Here is a 15715-nt window from a genome sequence, read left to right as displayed (position 1 = left end):
GCTCCCAATCGGATTCGGGCTTTAGGGACCCGGCTAACTCTGAGCACTGCTCGTGCCAATCAGGTTGCGCCGGTAAGCCTTCGAGATTGCACATGTTTCGTTGTCGCTATGCGAAGGGGTTTTGTAGGGTTGCCGACATGTCGTGTCGCAATCCGCCCCGATCACCACCGCGAGTGGAGGGGCGGTTCGATAGCCTTCAGGTCGGACAAGTCCATGATAGCTGCGCCACGAGTTGGAAGATTTCAACGCCGAATAATCCCCCGGGAGATAGCACGGGGACTGAAGCTCTGGTGCGGTGGGCGTGTATCGCGCTTCGGTTTGCCGTTGATAATCTGACTAGCGACACCGTATGCGCGATCAGAAGCACAGCGATCGAGAAAATAACGCTGCGGGCGCCTAGTGAGGCTTGGACAAGCGGTTTAGCTGATGTTGCGGGCGTGAACAGGATGATTGCCAGAAGCGTCGAGTAACCCTTGCTGGAAATATCAATCGAAAGCCGTCCATAAAAGCTGCTGCAGCGCGTCGAGGTCTTGGCTTTTCTCCGCCTCAATCGTTACATCAACGCCGTTCTGATCGGTTGGGCGAGCTACCGCATAACCAAAGCCGAAGCCACTTGATCTGACGCGCCTTACTGCTGAGCCAGCGCCAGCTTGTGGTCCTTCAGACGCATACAACAATTTGCGACATTGTCATCACCTTTGTCGTTTACGTGACAAGCGTTCCTGTTCTCAATCGCGCATTTTGCGCCCACATAACTGGAATCGCAGTAAATATTGTTCGTCATCTCTATCGGCCTGCTTGGCACGAATCTTGTGAGCTATTGCGAGGCAGCGGAACGGCTTTCGCATCCGCGTTGCGGGATAACCGCATCGGTTCGAACACGTGGAGGAAAATAAATGAGAAGGAGGATCGGGTGCGGCATTTAACACCCCACAGCACCTGAAACGTGTCGCAGATCAAACAACAGGAACGAAACATGCCACGCCGACCAGCCGTGAGTATCTCACAAATCGACTGTTGCACGTAAGTGCAAAATCCCTCAGGCAGAAGGGTTGCCGACATGTCTACAATGCTGACCATCAACGTGAAAAATTGCGAACCCCAGACGCAAACCTTCTACTTCTTCCAGCAGCCGGCCATTTATACCGGCGGGGGGAGAGTCTATTCGAATAGCCTTTTCTCGCAATCGCTCGGCAACTATGACAACACGGGCGCGATCCTGACCTTCCAGGTTAACCTGCAATATTATGCCGGCATCCAGCCGGCGAACACACAGCCGCAAATCGGCGCCTCTTCCGGCTACTCGTCAGCCAGCCGCGCCATCGATCTTGCTACGAGTTCCGGTAGCAGCGGCAAACCGAACGATTGGACGACCGCGACGGTTAATCCGCTCGGACTATCCTCGCCGATCTACGGGGAGGGTGTGCAGCCTGGCGCCTTCCGCATCACCACGCCGGTCTTCAACGCGCCGCCCTATTTCAATGTCGGCTCGGCGGTTGCCGTCAATGGCGGCATCGTGCTCTCCAACTTCGTGCAGGCAAACCCCGCCAGCAATACCGATTGCCAGCCGATCCTTAAATATTATGTCCAGACCGGCGCCTACACGCCAGGTGTCGTGATGAACTTCACGCAATCGAGCGTGAACGCGGCGCTTTCCGATTTCACTGGCGGCTATTCCGTCTGCAACGTCAGCCTGAAATCTGACGGCACCTGGACCACGCAGCTCCAGTAAGCCTTGGCACCCATGCAGGTGAAGAACCGTCCCCTCTTCACCTGCGCACCATCCTCGCGGTTGCCGCCGCCGCCCGGGCGCGGACAGGCTGGATCTCTAAGGGGATTGTCACACGCAATGACCAGTTCGTCCTACCAGATCATCGTTCGGAACTTTTCGCAGACGACGCAATATTTCTATGTGTTCCAGAAGCAGGCCGCATTTCCGTTGCTGCCCGAGCCCTGGTCTCGTCTTCAGCGGCAGTCTCGGCTGCCAAAGCATCGGCAATTACGCAAGTTCGGGAGCGCAAGTCAATTTCGGTTTGGACAGTCAGGTCTATGCAGGTGCATTCAGCACCAAACAGGCGGCGTCGCCCTCGCAGCTGATCGCGCTTCTCTCGCTCAATGCCGCCACACTATCCGTGGTCGGTAGCACATCCGCGTTCCGACCGGTTACGCTCACCACGGTTGACGGTTCGCCGGACAACTGCACGACCTTGACGCTCGATCCGCTCGGACTTTCCGCGCCCGCCAATCAAGCCGGAATTGCGATCGGAGGGTTTGGCATGAACGTGCCTTCCTATACCCCGTTGCCGCATCCCGAACTCTATTGCGGCGTCGTCGCCCTGAACAACAATCAGGCGGTTATACTCTCGAGCTTTGTCGCTCCTGTCCCCAACGCCGTCATGAACTGCATACCGAAGCAGATCTTTTTCGTGAAGATGGGCTACCAGCCGGTCGGAAGCACCGTCGCTTATGACGAGAGCAACTCGGCATGCTGCGATTTCACCATGGGCTACGCGGCCTACACCGTGACTTACAAAGCTGACGGAACCTTTTCGGCGACAGGAGGACCATAGACCCAGAGATCCGGATCATCACTGACGCTTGAGCAAGCCAATAAACCCTTGAACAAAAGGAATATAGCAACGTTACGTATTACATTGAAATCCGCTGACCAAACAGCACGTCGCGGTAAAATCGCTGCCGGGCTTGCCATTGCCACCGTCTCTATCCTCGCAACAGCGCTGCCCGACGCGGCACAACTCGTATTTTCGTCCGATTCCCGGAACTAGCAGGCCATTGCGGTCGCACCGCCGAACGATGCGATCCTGTTCACCAAGCAGCCGGTGCCCCATCCGAATGGAACGGCCTCCGTCTTTGCGATCGTCGGAGCGGACACCTATGTCATTCCGGCTGGGGCCAACTCCTGCATCGTCGCCGCACCTCCCGCCGATGAATTACTGCTTCATTGTCCGTAACGACAACACGATCGACGGCGTCGGTTTTGCCGCCATTCGAAATCCGGGCGGCCTGACCGCCTGCCAGTAAGGGGTTTCCTACACCCACAATTCTCTTCTGGTCTTGCGCGAAGGTTGAGGCGGAAAGTCGAATATCCACCTCCGCCCGCTGTCGCGCGCTCGTCACCCTGAGGCCCCAATTCTGCACGCTACGAAGCAATCGGCGGATGAAAGAAACTGCAGCTAATGAGCAGTTCATAGGCGGTGGCCGGCGTGCATGTAATCTTGCCTGCTCCGAGGGTCTTGTTTACGGCGGCCGCGACAGCGGCCTCCGTCGGTCAACCAGCCCTTCGTCATGCGCGCCGCCCAGACGCTGACGATTTGCATTCCCGCCAGCATTGGGCGGCCATAAAGCTTAGAATAGAATAAAGCTGGCAGTGATTTGAGTAAAAGTTCTCATAAGAACATTGTAAGGATCTCTAAGAGCCTGACCGAAAAAGAGTTGAGTTAAATCAGCCAGTTGTGATTCTGTTTGTTTGCTTAGGACGAACGGAGACCACAATGGGCTGGACTGATTTCACCCGTCGGCAATATGCCCGACGCGCAATGCGGTATGCAAGCGATCTGACGGACCGGGAATGGGGATTGATCTCGCCTTGCCTGCCCGAACCGAGGCGGCTGGGCAGGCCGCGTAGCACCGATCTTCGCGAGGTCGTGAATGCGTTGCTTTACATCGCCACGACTGGGTGCCAATGGCGGATGATGCCCAAGGATTTTCCGCCTTTTACAACTGTGCAGTCCTATTTCTATGAATGGCGAGCGACAGGGTTATGGGGTCGGATCAACCATCATCTTGTGATGGAGGCGCGTGAATTGGAAGGCCGGGAAGCCTCGCCGTCTGCGGGCGTGATCGACAGTCAAAGCGTAAAAACCACGGAAAGCGGCGGCATTTGACGCGGGCAAGAAGATCAAGGGACGCAAGCGTCATATCGTCGTCGACACGCTTGGACTGATGGTCGGCCTGGTGGTTCACAGCGCCGATATTCTAGGTGAAACATAAAGACGACCATTGTCAAATTCGAAGAGTCGAGTTTTCGAGATCTTTGTCATTACGCTCGAGTTGTTCGGCATTTAGCTGAGTTGCGGTGCAGGAAGAAATAAGATTATCGCCGTGGTCAGCGCAATGTCTGGAATGACCGACAAGCTGAAAGCAACATGCTTCCGGCAATCCAGAGAACTGATCCACCAGCAAAACGCGAGATCGAACCAAGAACACCCTGGGTGACGGTATGACAGTCGGAATGTGCCAACGACTTAAGACGCGTAGCGCTGTCCCATTTACCGGCCCTCTCGTTGACGCAGATCAAGGCGCAATTTGCCGCTTCATGACAGTCCTGGCGAGAAAGACGGCCGCGACGCGGTCGTCGGCGTACTGGGGACGACATCATGAATTACACAACGGAAACGATGGTGATCGCGGTCGCGGCGTTTCTAGCGCTGCTACTAGCCGCATTCGCGCATGATCATCTCTTTGCGGTCCATATGGGGATACTTTGCTTCTGCCTTGCCGCGGGCGCTGCTGTCCTGATCAGGAGAGTTGATTTTTCGCCGGCAGGCCAACGGCGGAAAGTCGATATATCAGGCTATTTCGACGAGGTGATACGGTATGGCCTGATCGCCACGGTATTCTGGGGCGTAGTCGGCTTCCTGGTTGGCGTGGTCATCGCGCTGCAACTGGCCTTTCCCGACCTCAACATCGCCCCTTATCTCAATTTCGGAAGGCTGCGGCCCGTTCACACATCGGCGGTCATTTTCGCCTTCGGCGGCAATGCGCTGATCATGACGTCGTTCTACGTGGTGCAACGCACCTGTCGCGCGCGTCTTTTCGGCGGCAGCCTGGCCTGGTTCGTATTCTGGGGTTACCAGCTTTTCATCGTGATGGCTGCGACCGGATACGTTCTCGGAATCACCCAGGCCCGTGAATATGCCGAGCCCGAGTGGTACGTCGACCTCTGGCTGACCATCGTCTGGGTCGCCTATCTCGCCGTGTATCTTGGAACGATCCTGAAGCGCAAAGAGCCGCACATCTACGTGGCAAACTGGTTCTACCTCGCCTTCATCGTCACCATCGCGATGCTGCACGTGGTCAACAATCTTGCAGTGCCCGTCTCGTTCCTGGGATCGAAGAGCTATTCTGTCTTCTCGGGCGTTCAGGACGCGCTGACCCAATGGTGGTATGGCCACAACGCCGTCGGCTTCTTCCTCACCGCCGGCTTCCTGGGTATGATGTACTACTTCGTGCCGAAGCAGGCCAACCGACCCGTCTATTCATACCGGCTCTCGATTATCCACTTCTGGGCGCTGATCTTCATGTACATCTGGGCCGGCCCGCACCATCTGCATTACACGGCGCTGCCCGACTGGGCCCAGACCCTCGGCATGGTCTTCTCGATCATGCTCTGGATGCCCTCCTGGGGCGGCATGATCAACGGCCTCATGACCCTTTCGGGAGCCTGGGACAAGATCCGCACCGATCCGATCATCCGGATGATGATTGTCGCCATCGCCTTTTACGGGATGTCGACCTTCGAAGGCCCGATGATGTCGGTGAAAACCGTCAATTCGCTCAGCCACTATACCGAATGGACGATCGGCCACGTGCATTCCGGCGCTCTCGGCTGGGTGGGAATGATCACCTTCGGGGCGATCTACTACCTGACGCCGAAGCTATGGGGACGCGAGCGTCTCTACAGCCTGCGGATGGTCAACTGGCACTTCTGGCTCGCGACCCTCGGGATCGTCGTCTACGCCGCCGTGCTTTGGGTTGCCGGCATCCAGCAGGGGCTGATGTGGCGCGAGTACAATTCCCAGGGCTTCCTCGTCTATTCCTTCGCGGAGACGGTCGCGGCAATGTTTCCCTACTACGTGCTGCGCGCGGTCGGCGGAACGCTTTACCTGGCGGGCGGTCTCGTCATGGCCTGGAACGTGTTCATGACGATCCGCGGCCACCTGCGCGATGAAGCTGCAATCCCAACCACTTTCGCGCCCCAACTACAGCCTGCCGAATGAGGTGAGACATGGCATCGATACTAGATAAACATCAGATCCTCGAGAAGAACGCGACGCTTCTTCTCGTCGGTTCGCTGCTCGTCGTGAGCATCGGCGGCATCGTCGAAATCGCACCGCTGTTCTACCTGCAGAACACGATTGAAAAGGTGGAAGGCATGCGGCCGTATACGCCGCTCGAATTGGCCGGCCGGAATATCTACATCCGCGAAGGCTGCTACCTCTGCCACAGCCAGATGATCAGGCCGTTCCGCGACGAGGTCGAACGCTACGGCCATTATTCGCTCGCGGCCGAGTCCATGTACGATCATCCTTTCCAATGGGGATCCAAGCGAACCGGGCCGGATCTGGCCCGTGTCGGCGCACGTTACTCCAACGAATGGCATGTCCAGCATCTCGCCGATCCACGGGCGGTCGTGCCGGAGTCGATCATGCCGAGTTACGCCTTCCTCAAAGAGCAGAGGGTGACGGTCAAGGACGTGGGAATGGACCTGAAGGCCAACGAGGACGTGGGCGTGCCCTATAACGACGACATGCTGGCGAACGCGGAGGCCGACATGAAGGCCCAAGCCGATCCGAACGCAGATACGACGGCCCTGCTTTCCCGCTATCCGAAGGCGAAGACCGGCGATTTCGACGGCGATCCTGCTGCGCTGACCGAAATGGATGCCCTGGTGTCCTACCTGCAGATGCTCGGAACGTTGGTCGATTTCTCGACCTACGACGACGCGACCGGCTACCGATGAGGTGATCCATGGAAACCTACACTGCAATGAGACACTTCGCCGACAGCTGGGGCCTTTTGGCCATGGCGGCATTCTTCGTCGGCGCGGTTGTGTTCACCCTTCGCCCAGGCAGCAAGCAAACCGCGAAAGAAGCCGCCGATATTCCCTTGAAGGACGATTAAGATGTCGGAAAAACATATCGATGAATTTAGCGGCGTCGAAACGACCGGGCATGAATGGGACGGCATCCGCGAACTCAACAATCCGATGCCCCGCTGGTGGGTGTGGACCTTCTACGCCACCATTGTCTGGGCGTTGGGCTATGTGATCGCATATCCCGCGATCCCGATGGTTACCGACGCCACCAAGGGCATGCTGGGTTTCTCCAGCCGCGCCGAGTTGCAGCAGAATCTGGATCAGGCCAAAGTATCGCAGACGACGCTGCGTGATCTGATCGCCGCCAAGACGGTGCACGAGATCGATTCCGATTCTGCCCTTCGCGAATTCGCGGTCGCCGGCGGCGCGTCTGCATTCAAGGTGAACTGCGCGCCGTGCCATGGCTCGGGAGCAAGCGGCGGTCCGGGATTTCCGAACCTCAACGACGACGATTGGCTGTGGGGTGGAGACCTGGATGCCATCCAGGCGACGATCGCGCATGGAATTCGCTTCAACGAGGATACGGACACTCATGCTTCCGAGATGCCGCCCTTTGCCGATGTTCTGGATCCCCTCCAGACAAGGCAGGTCGCGGCTTACGTCTGGGGACTGACCAATACACCGTCGGACCCCGGCCTCGCAGAGGCCGGAAAACAGGTCTTCGTCGATAACTGTGCCGCATGTCACGGCGACGACGCCAAAGGAAAAGCCGAAATGGGCGCGCCGGATCTCGCCGATGCGATCTGGCTGAAGGCACGCGGCGAGGATGCGATCACCCGTCAGGTGGCCGCTCCCAAGCATGGCGTCATGCCTGCCTGGGCAGGGCGCCTCGGCGATACGACGGTCAAGGAACTTACGATTTTCGTCCATTCGCTTGGCGGCGGGACGTGAGGAGAAAAGCCATGGCAGCTCACGGCCACAACCCGATCCTCGATCTCTATGGCACGCCGCGCGCCACCATACGATTGCGTGTGTCGGCGAGCGCCAAGGCCACGCCGCCCCCTTCCGATCAGGACGACCCGGCAAAGATCGGCAGTTCGATCGTCAGTTTGAGCTGCCTCAAAGACCACGAGCAGACAAGCCGCTAGAGCCTCGTCGAGGACGTCCCAGCGGTAGTTGTTCCCCCGCAGCTCCTGCAGGCCGCGCCCTCTGTCCAGGGCGTGGCCTTTTCCTTTCGCGGGAAGGCCTTGTCTCTTGATCTGCATCAAGGAACGGATGCGCGGCAGATGGGACAAAGGCGGGTGAAATCGGACAGGTCCCATGAACCTCTACACTGCACCATATCCCGATAACATCGAGCGGCTCAATGTCGAGCCGGTCAATGCCCGTCGCAACCGGCAACCTCTCTACGCACCTCGGAGGAAGGTCTTTCCCAAGCGTGCAGAGGGACGATTCCGTCGGATCAAGTGGATCGTCATGCTGGTTACGCTCGGCATCTACTATCTCGCGCCATGGATTAGCTGGGATCGCGGTCCTTACGCGCCTGACCAGGCAATCCTCATCGACCTTTCCTCACGGCGCTTCTTCTTTTTCTTCATCGAAATCTGGCCTCAGGAATTTTATTATGTAGCGGGCCTGCTCGTCATGGCGGGGTTCGGGCTGTTTCTCGTCACTTCCGCGGTTGGCCGCGCATGGTGCGGCTACACTTGTCCGCAGACGGTCTGGGTTGATCTTTTTCTCGTCGTCGAACGTGCGATAGAAGGCGATCGAAACGCGCGAATGAAGCTTGACGCTAGCCCTATGAGCTTTGCCAAGCTGAGGAAGCGTGTCGTCAAACACTCGATCTGGCTGCTGATCGGCATCGTCACAGGCGGAGCGTGGATCTTTTATTTTGCCGACGCGCCGAGTCTGCTTGTTTCGCTGTTCACCGGCCACGCTCCTGCAGCCGCCTACACCACCGTCGCCATCCTTACTGCGACGACCTATGTGCTCGGCGGTCTCATGCGAGAGCAGGTGTGCACCTATATGTGCCCGTGGCCACGCATCCAGGGTGCGATGCTCGACGAAAATTCTCTCGTCGTCACCTACAATGACTGGCGGGGCGAGCAGCGGTCGCGTCACGCCAAGAAGGCTTTAGTCAATGGCCTATCGGTCGGGGATTGCGTGGATTGCAATGCCTGCGTGGCGGTGTGTCCGATGGGAATCGACATTCGCGACGGACAGCAGATGGAGTGCATCACATGCGCTCTCTGCATTGACGCCTGCGACGGTGTCATGGATAAGCTCGGAAAGCCTCGCGGCCTGATCGCCTACGCCACGCTGAGCGAATACTCAAGCAACATGTCGCTTGCCACCGACGAAGGACGAACGGCCGTCCAACCCTCCAGAGTTCGAAACGAGGATGGGACCTTCATTCCGGCGATCCGGCATTTCAACTGGCGGATCATCTTTCGTCCGAGAACCGTGTTTTACGCAGTCGCCTGGGCGTCGGTCGGCGTGGCCATGCTCGTCCATCTCACCTTTCGGGAGCGCCTTGAACTCAACGTCGTTCACGACCGAAACCCCCAATATGTTCTGGAAAGCGACGGCTCGCTGCGGAATGGCTACACGCTTCGTATCCTGAACATGGTGCCGACGCCTAGGGATGTGAACATAAGCCTGGTCGGGCTGGAGGGGGCGACGATGCGCATTCCCGAGTTCGGCAAGGAAGACGCTCGCAGCTTTACAGTCCATGCCGAACCCGACGCCGCCACGACGCTGAAGGTCTTCGTTACGCGCAAGCCTACCGGAGCCGCGATCAATGAATTTCTGTTCGTTATCGAAGATACCGAGCATGCCGACCGGGCAACCTACCGCGCGGCGTTCAATGCACCGGGAGACATCAAATGAAGACCTCCGCTCAAGGTTTTACAGGCTTGCACATGCTGCTTTCGACCTCGGCATTCTTTGGCGTGGTGATCGCGGTGAACGTCACCATGGCCTTCTATGCCTCTTCCAGCTGGAGCGGTCTGGTCGTGGAAAACACCTATGTCGCCAGTCAGGAGTTCAACCGCAAAGCGGCGGCGATGAAGGCAATGGCCGCTTCCGGCATCGAGGGCAACCTCTCCATAAAGGGGCACGAGATCCGCTACGATATTCACGACAAGAGCGGATCGCCTGCGATCGTCGACGACGTCATTCTGAATTTCAAACGTCCGGTCGGAGACCACGAGGACTTCCTCCTTACGCTCAGGAAGACAGCCGCGGGGCGGTTCGAAGCGGAGCATGATCTAGCCGACGGTGACTGGATCGTCGAGGCCATCTCGCGAAACGGCGGCGTGGTCGTCATGCATGAGGCAAAACGCATCGATACCGCGGAGTTAGGCCAGTGAGCTGCTGTACCATGGACGCAGAAAGCGTGCTTGCCCTCAGCACGACATCATTCAGTGCCGAAGAGGTTCGCCTTGCGAGCCAGCCGCTCGGCGAAGGATTGCGCCAGCTGGACCTGAGCGTCCCCGACGCCCACTGCGGTGGCTGCATTTCGACCATCGAAAGGGCGTTGTTGGCGCTTTCCTTCGTCAAGACAGCGCGAGTCAATCTCACGGCTCGAAGGGTGAGCTGCGTCTACCAGGAGGAGATAGAGACACGCGCAACCGATCCGTCCAAGATCCTGGCAGCGATCAACTCGGCCGGATATCGCGCGCATCTCTTCACGCCCTCAGCTCCCGAGAACGACAAGACCAGAAATCAACTTCTCCTCGCGATCGGCGTGTCCGGTTTTGCCGCTGCCAACATCATGTTGCTCTCGATATCGGTCTGGTCGGGTGCAGATGCTGCGACGCGCGACATGTTTCATTGGATCTCGGCGATGATAGCAGCGCCCGCGCTGGTCTATGCGGGGCGCTTCTTCTTCAAATCGGCCTGGAATGCGCTGCGGCACCGGCGCACCAACATGGACGTTCCGATTTCGCTCGCCGTGACGCTCTCCTATGCCGTTTCATTGTGGGAGACCGTCCATCACGGCGAGCATGCGTGGTTCGACGCTTCGGTCTCGCTGCTCTTCTTCCTGCTGATCGGCAGAACCCTCGATCATGTCATGCGCGAAAAGGCTCGGGCGGCGATCAACGGACTCGCAAGACTGGCGCCGCGCGGATCATTGCTGATCAATCCGGACGGGTCGCGACGCTACATTGCGGTAGATGAGATCGCGGCGGGGGATGAAATCTCGATAGCCGCAGGCGAACGGGTTCCCGTCGATGGCATAATCGTCAGCGGAGAGAGCGACCTGGACCTCTCCATCGTCACCGGCGAGAGCAGCCCGGTCGCCGTCGCCAGCAACAGCGAAGTGAGTTCCGGGGCGATGAATCTGACCGGCTCCCTCGTGCTGCGGGCGACAAGAATTGCCAAGGATTCGCTTCTCTCGGAGATCATCGGCCTCATGGAAGCCGCCGAGGGCGGAAGAGCTCGCTATCGAAGGATCGCCGATCGCGCTGCGACGCTCTATTCTCCGGTCGTGCATCTGCTGGCGCTGGTCTCCTTCCTTGCCTGGGGCCTCCTGGGCGGAGACTGGAAACAGGCCATGCTGGTCGCCGTTGCGGTGCTGATCATTACCTGCCCATGCGCATTGGGTCTTGCCGTACCTGTGGTCCAGGTCGTCGCCACGGGCGAACTTTTCCGGAAGGGCATCATGGTGAAGGACGGCTCAGCACTCGAAAGACTGGCCGAAACCGACACCGTGGCCTTTGACAAGACGGGCACCTTGACGATCGGCAGTTCGCGCCTTGTCAGAGTGGATGCCATGGACGAGAGCGCCACCGCGATCGCCCGTGGATTGGCAGCGCATTCACGGCATCCCCTTTCTCGGGCCCTGGTACGGGACACCGAAACCGACCTCATGTCCTTCGACATCGTCACGGAAATCCCCGGCGGGGGACTGGAAGCCAGGAACGGAGCAGATGTCTATCGATTGGGCAACTTGGCGTTTGCCTGCGGAACCAGCATCGTGCCCCGCACCGCCGACAGTCCGTTCTCGGAAGTGGTCCTGTCGAAGAATGGTGTCGATCTTGCTCGCTTCTTCTTCGATGACACGCTTCGTCCGGGTGCTTGCGAGGCAATCGACCGGCTCGATGCAGCCGGCCTTGAAACGCTGATCGTGTCCGGAGACAGGCAGACCGTCGTCGACAATACGGCGCATGCCCTGGGTATCGACAGGGCTTTGGGCTCTCTGACGCCGAAACAGAAGGTCGAGGAATGCCAGAGGCTGAATGGCGAAGGTCGTCGCGTGCTCATGGTTGGCGACGGGATCAACGACGCCCCGGCACTTGCAGCCGCGCATGTCTCGATGGCGCCGGCCACAGCCTCCGATATCGGAAGACAGGCGGCCGACCTGGTTTTCTTCAACGATCGCCTTGACGCTGTTCCGGAAGCGATCGCCGTTGCGCGACGATCCGCCAGCCTCATCCGGCAGAACTTCGCTCTCGCCATCGGTTACAACGTTCTGGCAGTGCCGATCGCCATCGCCGGATTGGCGACGCCGCTGATAGCGGCGGTGGCAATGTCGACATCCTCGATCATCGTCGTGACGAACGCCCTGCGCCTGAACGCCTTCGGCAAGCGTCGGGATATGCACATTCGAGGGCGGATCGGCAGGAGTGAGGAGGTCAAAGCCGCATGAACATGTTGATCTATCTCATACCGATCGCGCTGTTGATGGGAGGAATAGGGCTCCTGGCATTCCTTTGGTCGCTAAAGAGCGGCCAGTATGACGACCTTCAAGGCGCCGCCTGGCGGATCCTCGCCGAGGACGAAACCGATCAACGAGAACCCTGACCGCAGTGGGTCCAAACACGAAAGGAAGATGGATGCTTGCGAAAAATTCTATGCTTCTGCAGTCTGACCTGTTTGCTGGCTTGGATCAGGCGACTGTGGAGCAATTCACCGGAACGGCTGAGTTTCGAACCTTCGCCGCTGACGAGAAGATCGTAGCCGAGGGCCAGCAGGAATCGTTCGTCTACTGCGTCATGAACGGGTTTGTGCGACTTTCAAAATCGGAATCCGCCGGGCGCGAAGCGGATATCTGCGTGTGCGAGCCGGGCGACACCTTTGGAGAATATCTACTCGCGGGGGGCGGCTCCTACGCTTATAGCGCGCGGTCCGCCGACGGGGCCGAGGTCGCGCTGTTTGCGCTTGCGGAGTTGCAGGCGTTCGCCGACCAACATCCGGTCGTACACAGGAACGTCATGCGCATCATGGGCAGGCACCTGCTGGGCGCGATGGATTGTATTGCCGGAGACCGCTTGCTCACAGCCGCGCAACGGGTGGCAAACTACCTTATGAGCCGCTGCCCCGCCTCGGCGGCCACCTCGCGGGTTACGTTCCGCCTTCCTTACCGAAAGCGAATCCTGGCCGGCAAACTGGGACTGGCGCCGGAAGCCCTTTCCCGCGCGTTTGCGGCGCTCGCCCCGTCGGGGGTCGAAGTCAGAGGCAAGGTCGTCCTCGTCGATAGCGTCGACCTGCTGCGGGAGGCATGTTAACCGTTGGATCACCGGGCCACATGTTGAAGTTCGCCGCGCTGTTCCTGCCATTAACTACCATGTCAATGGGGTACCTGTTCGCCGCAGACTCAAGCCTCTCAAGGCCTCCACACACTACGAGTTCATTTGCAAAGCATGGGCTTCATAACCCGAGCGCTTCACCAGATTCGCTCTATCTAATGCCAGGTCTAAACATCCAGCGCGTGCCAATCATTTTATTATCTATCGCGGAGTTCGGGGAACCGGAAGAATCCGACTAGCCCAATAGTGTCGATCCTATTAGTAACGCAATGATGCGGGCATTTATTCCGACATAGGCTTTAAATGCTCGAGCCGAGTGCTTCAGATTACGGCGATATCACAAGCTTTTCGCGTGCCCAGGAAGCCCTGTTAACCCACGTTCGTTCACCTCTTGTACGACCCTTGGGACGGCATCGCGTTCTAGGTCAAGGTGGTTCATCAACGCGGACTCCACCAAGTTTGTCGCGGCGCCTAGTTCAGACATTGCGGCAATTAATTTCTCGAGGCTTTCGACAAATGCGGGCCTAAGTTCCGACGCAGTTATTTCCATTCGTAGAGGGTGAGTGCAAAAACAGAATCGTTGAACGATTTTACATGCCTCGCAATTCGATGCTTCTTCGGCGATTCTAGTAAATATCGCTTCTGCCGTTAGGGCGAGTTCGTCGGGGGACAATTTATCTGCCACGGCCCAGCTCTCTGGGATCTGCGGCCGCTTTCGATTCAACGCCGAGATTAGCGTCTCACTTCCAACAACATAAAAATCTAACAGAGTACCCTCCAACATCGGCCTGGTGAAAAAGCCCTTCTGAGGGATGTATTGGATCTTCCCTTCAGCTGCTAGTCGCTGAAGTGCTTCGCGAATTGGTGTTCGACCAAGATCAAGATTAGACGCCAGATCCTGTTCCCTGAGATGTTGCCCCGGCACACGGCCGTTATTGTGGAGAATTCGTCGAATAGCATCGTAGGCAATATCGGCCTTTGCAGGTTCTGGTTCAGTAGAAAAGTTTGTGTCAGCCCCACGCTGTGGGGGCGCGTTCTTGCAACACCGCATTTGATGGTTTTCCTCTGTCGATGTCCTTCGGGGACCCTACAGGAGCTTATTCATTGATATCGGGCGGCGTTCCGATTCAAGCCCGAATTAATTGGCCTCACCATATCGGCACGCGTTTTAACCCAGGCGAGATTCGGGACCTTTATAACAGCCGCGGCCGCAGCTGGCCGCTATCGCACTCTCTCGCCGCTGAGTTCAACGGAATGGGGCAAGAGGAAGCTGTCACGTTCTCCATCTAAGAGGGCGATCTTCATCTCTGGCCTGTCGGATCTGATTTTGTCTGGGTGCATGTTGTCACGTCGGTTCACCTAAGCCTCCCGTCGCTGACCGGGGTAGACCCCCGTGCCGCTTGTTGACCAGATCTAGACGGCGCTCCGCGATATATCAACACATAACATTGATATTTTTTTTGATATATTTTGGCCTATCGCGCCACCTTAACGTTTTGTTTTTTCTGCTGTTGGCAAAGAACTCAGGCAGCGTCTAATTTGTGACGCATTATCCAGCCCGCTGAAAGGTTTGCGCGGATTTCCGAGTTGGCGATTCCGGTTGGCGGATCGAAAAAGCTCTGGGTGTTTAGTCCCGGCATTTGATGGTGCATTATTTTCGTTAGAATGGAGGGAGGCACTATGGGCCCTAGTAGCCGAGACGAGAGGAGCTAGCAGACTGGATGCGCGACCGACCCAGTCAGCCATTACGGATCGCGAGATGTCTATCCCTAACCGCTCGTACATCTCGGATAGGCGATAGAGGGGAATGTGATCGTCGAATTTAGCGATCATGATATGGGCGAGCAGTCCCGGCCCGGGTTTGCCGCGCTCGATCGGCAGGGTAGGCATCTCGCCAGCTACCGTCGTATCGCCATCCCTGCAGATCATGCGCTTTTCGACATGGCGGACAATCTTAACCGACGCCGGCACGTGCTCCAACACCTGGACCACCCTGTCGGCCGCCTTCAGGAACGATGCGCCACCACAGGTCGGGCAGATGTCGACGTTCCGCGTCACTTCACAGCGGCGTCACCGTCGGCTTCGTTTTGTTTCTGTTGATTGAACAAGAATCGTGATCGCCCGCACTTCCTACCAGGCAAACCGCCATGCATACCGCATTGTCGGGGGAACAACCTAGTTCCATAAATATGCTTACGCCTCAAAAGCTGAGATGCGTCCGCACCTTAGGCGGTTCCTAAGGGAATCAAATGTGGGTGTCGCAGGTTCATATCGGTTCAAGGCGATAGAGCCAGCATCCTATCTTGCGATCTATCCCCTCGACCGTTATACTGTTTTTGAAAAA

Annotated in this window: 14 protein-coding genes and 2 pseudogenes; 14 read left to right on the top strand and 2 right to left on the bottom strand. The window is 57.8% G+C overall.

The window, feature by feature from the left end:
* Positions 1–1060 precede the first annotated feature (1060 nt).
* The 14 genes and pseudogenes from BS630_RS15010 to BS630_RS14950 all read left to right on the top strand — a co-directional run bounded on the left by BS630_RS15010 (position 1061) and on the right by BS630_RS14950 (position 13350).
* Positions 1061–1732, top strand: coding sequence for a hypothetical protein (locus tag BS630_RS15010; RefSeq protein ID WP_011654237.1), 672 nt, complete (start codon positions 1061–1063; stop codon positions 1730–1732).
* Between the two features lie 301 nt (positions 1733–2033).
* Entirely contained in the window at positions 2034–2570 is a 537-nt protein-coding gene (locus BS630_RS37975) for a hypothetical protein (RefSeq protein ID WP_245310407.1), read from the top strand.
* A gap of 325 nt (positions 2571–2895) precedes the next feature.
* Positions 2896–3042 carry a hypothetical protein gene (locus BS630_RS37970; RefSeq protein WP_155247461.1) on the top strand — a complete coding sequence of 49 codons (147 nt, stop codon included), beginning with the start codon at positions 2896–2898 and terminating at the stop codon, positions 3040–3042.
* 470 nt (positions 3043–3512) lie between these two features.
* Positions 3513–3996 (top strand): annotated as a pseudogene (locus BS630_RS15000) (IS5 family transposase); the annotation flags it as partial.
* 401 nt (positions 3997–4397) lie between these two features.
* Positions 4398–6020 (top strand): cytochrome-c oxidase, cbb3-type subunit I, encoded by a 1623-nt coding sequence (gene ccoN, locus BS630_RS14995; RefSeq protein WP_020048098.1) that lies wholly within the window; start codon positions 4398–4400, stop codon positions 6018–6020.
* An 8-nt stretch (positions 6021–6028) separates the two neighbouring features.
* Entirely contained in the window at positions 6029–6763 is a 735-nt protein-coding gene (gene ccoO / locus BS630_RS14990; protein ID WP_020048099.1) for a cytochrome-c oxidase, cbb3-type subunit II, read from the top strand.
* Between the two features lie 8 nt (positions 6764–6771).
* Positions 6772–6924 carry a CcoQ/FixQ family Cbb3-type cytochrome c oxidase assembly chaperone gene (locus tag BS630_RS14985; RefSeq protein WP_003568501.1) on the top strand — a complete coding sequence of 51 codons (153 nt, stop codon included), beginning with the start codon at positions 6772–6774 and terminating at the stop codon, positions 6922–6924.
* Between the two features lies 1 nt (position 6925).
* Entirely contained in the window at positions 6926–7789 is an 864-nt protein-coding gene (gene ccoP / locus BS630_RS14980) for a cytochrome-c oxidase, cbb3-type subunit III (protein ID WP_020048100.1), read from the top strand.
* 11 nt (positions 7790–7800) lie between these two features.
* The gene (locus tag BS630_RS14975) at positions 7801–7986 is read left to right on the top strand and encodes a hypothetical protein (RefSeq protein ID WP_020048101.1); all 186 of its coding nucleotides are present in this window, start codon (positions 7801–7803) and stop codon (positions 7984–7986) included.
* Between the two features lie 172 nt (positions 7987–8158).
* Positions 8159–9727 (top strand): cytochrome c oxidase accessory protein CcoG, encoded by a 1569-nt coding sequence (gene ccoG, locus BS630_RS14970; RefSeq protein WP_011654242.1) that lies wholly within the window; start codon positions 8159–8161, stop codon positions 9725–9727.
* Entirely contained in the window at positions 9724–10209 is a 486-nt protein-coding gene (locus tag BS630_RS14965) for a FixH family protein (RefSeq protein ID WP_011654243.1), read from the top strand. The genes ccoG and BS630_RS14965 overlap by 4 nt, the downstream gene beginning before the upstream one ends.
* Positions 10206–12491 carry a cation-translocating P-type ATPase gene (locus BS630_RS14960; protein ID WP_020048102.1) on the top strand — a complete coding sequence of 762 codons (2286 nt, stop codon included), beginning with the start codon at positions 10206–10208 and terminating at the stop codon, positions 12489–12491. The genes BS630_RS14965 and BS630_RS14960 overlap by 4 nt, the downstream gene beginning before the upstream one ends.
* Complete coding sequence (gene ccoS, locus BS630_RS14955; RefSeq protein WP_003549679.1) at positions 12488–12646, top strand: cbb3-type cytochrome oxidase assembly protein CcoS; 159 nt, start codon at positions 12488–12490, stop codon at positions 12644–12646. Before BS630_RS14960 ends, ccoS begins: the two co-directional genes overlap by 4 nt.
* 32 nt (positions 12647–12678) lie before the next feature.
* The gene (locus BS630_RS14950) at positions 12679–13350 is read left to right on the top strand and encodes a Crp/Fnr family transcriptional regulator (protein ID WP_011654245.1); all 672 of its coding nucleotides are present in this window, start codon (positions 12679–12681) and stop codon (positions 13348–13350) included.
* 358 nt (positions 13351–13708) lie between these two features.
* On the opposite strand, the gene BS630_RS14945 is transcribed toward BS630_RS14950, so the two are convergent.
* Together BS630_RS14945 and BS630_RS14940 are read right to left on the bottom strand one after the other, a co-directional pair.
* Positions 13709–14422: a GntR family transcriptional regulator gene (locus tag BS630_RS14945; RefSeq protein ID WP_003549684.1), complete on the bottom strand. Its 714-nt coding sequence runs from the start codon at positions 14420–14422 to the stop codon at positions 13709–13711.
* 617 nt (positions 14423–15039) lie between these two features.
* Positions 15040–15408 (bottom strand): annotated as a pseudogene (locus tag BS630_RS14940) (IS66 family transposase); the annotation flags it as partial.
* Positions 15409–15715 lie beyond the last annotated feature (307 nt).

It is taken from the genome of Rhizobium laguerreae (assembly GCF_002008165.1).
Taxonomy (GTDB): domain Bacteria; phylum Pseudomonadota; class Alphaproteobacteria; order Rhizobiales; family Rhizobiaceae; genus Rhizobium; species Rhizobium laguerreae.
The sequence above is the reverse complement of the archived record's forward strand: the minus strand, read 5'-3'. Positions and strand labels throughout refer to the sequence as shown.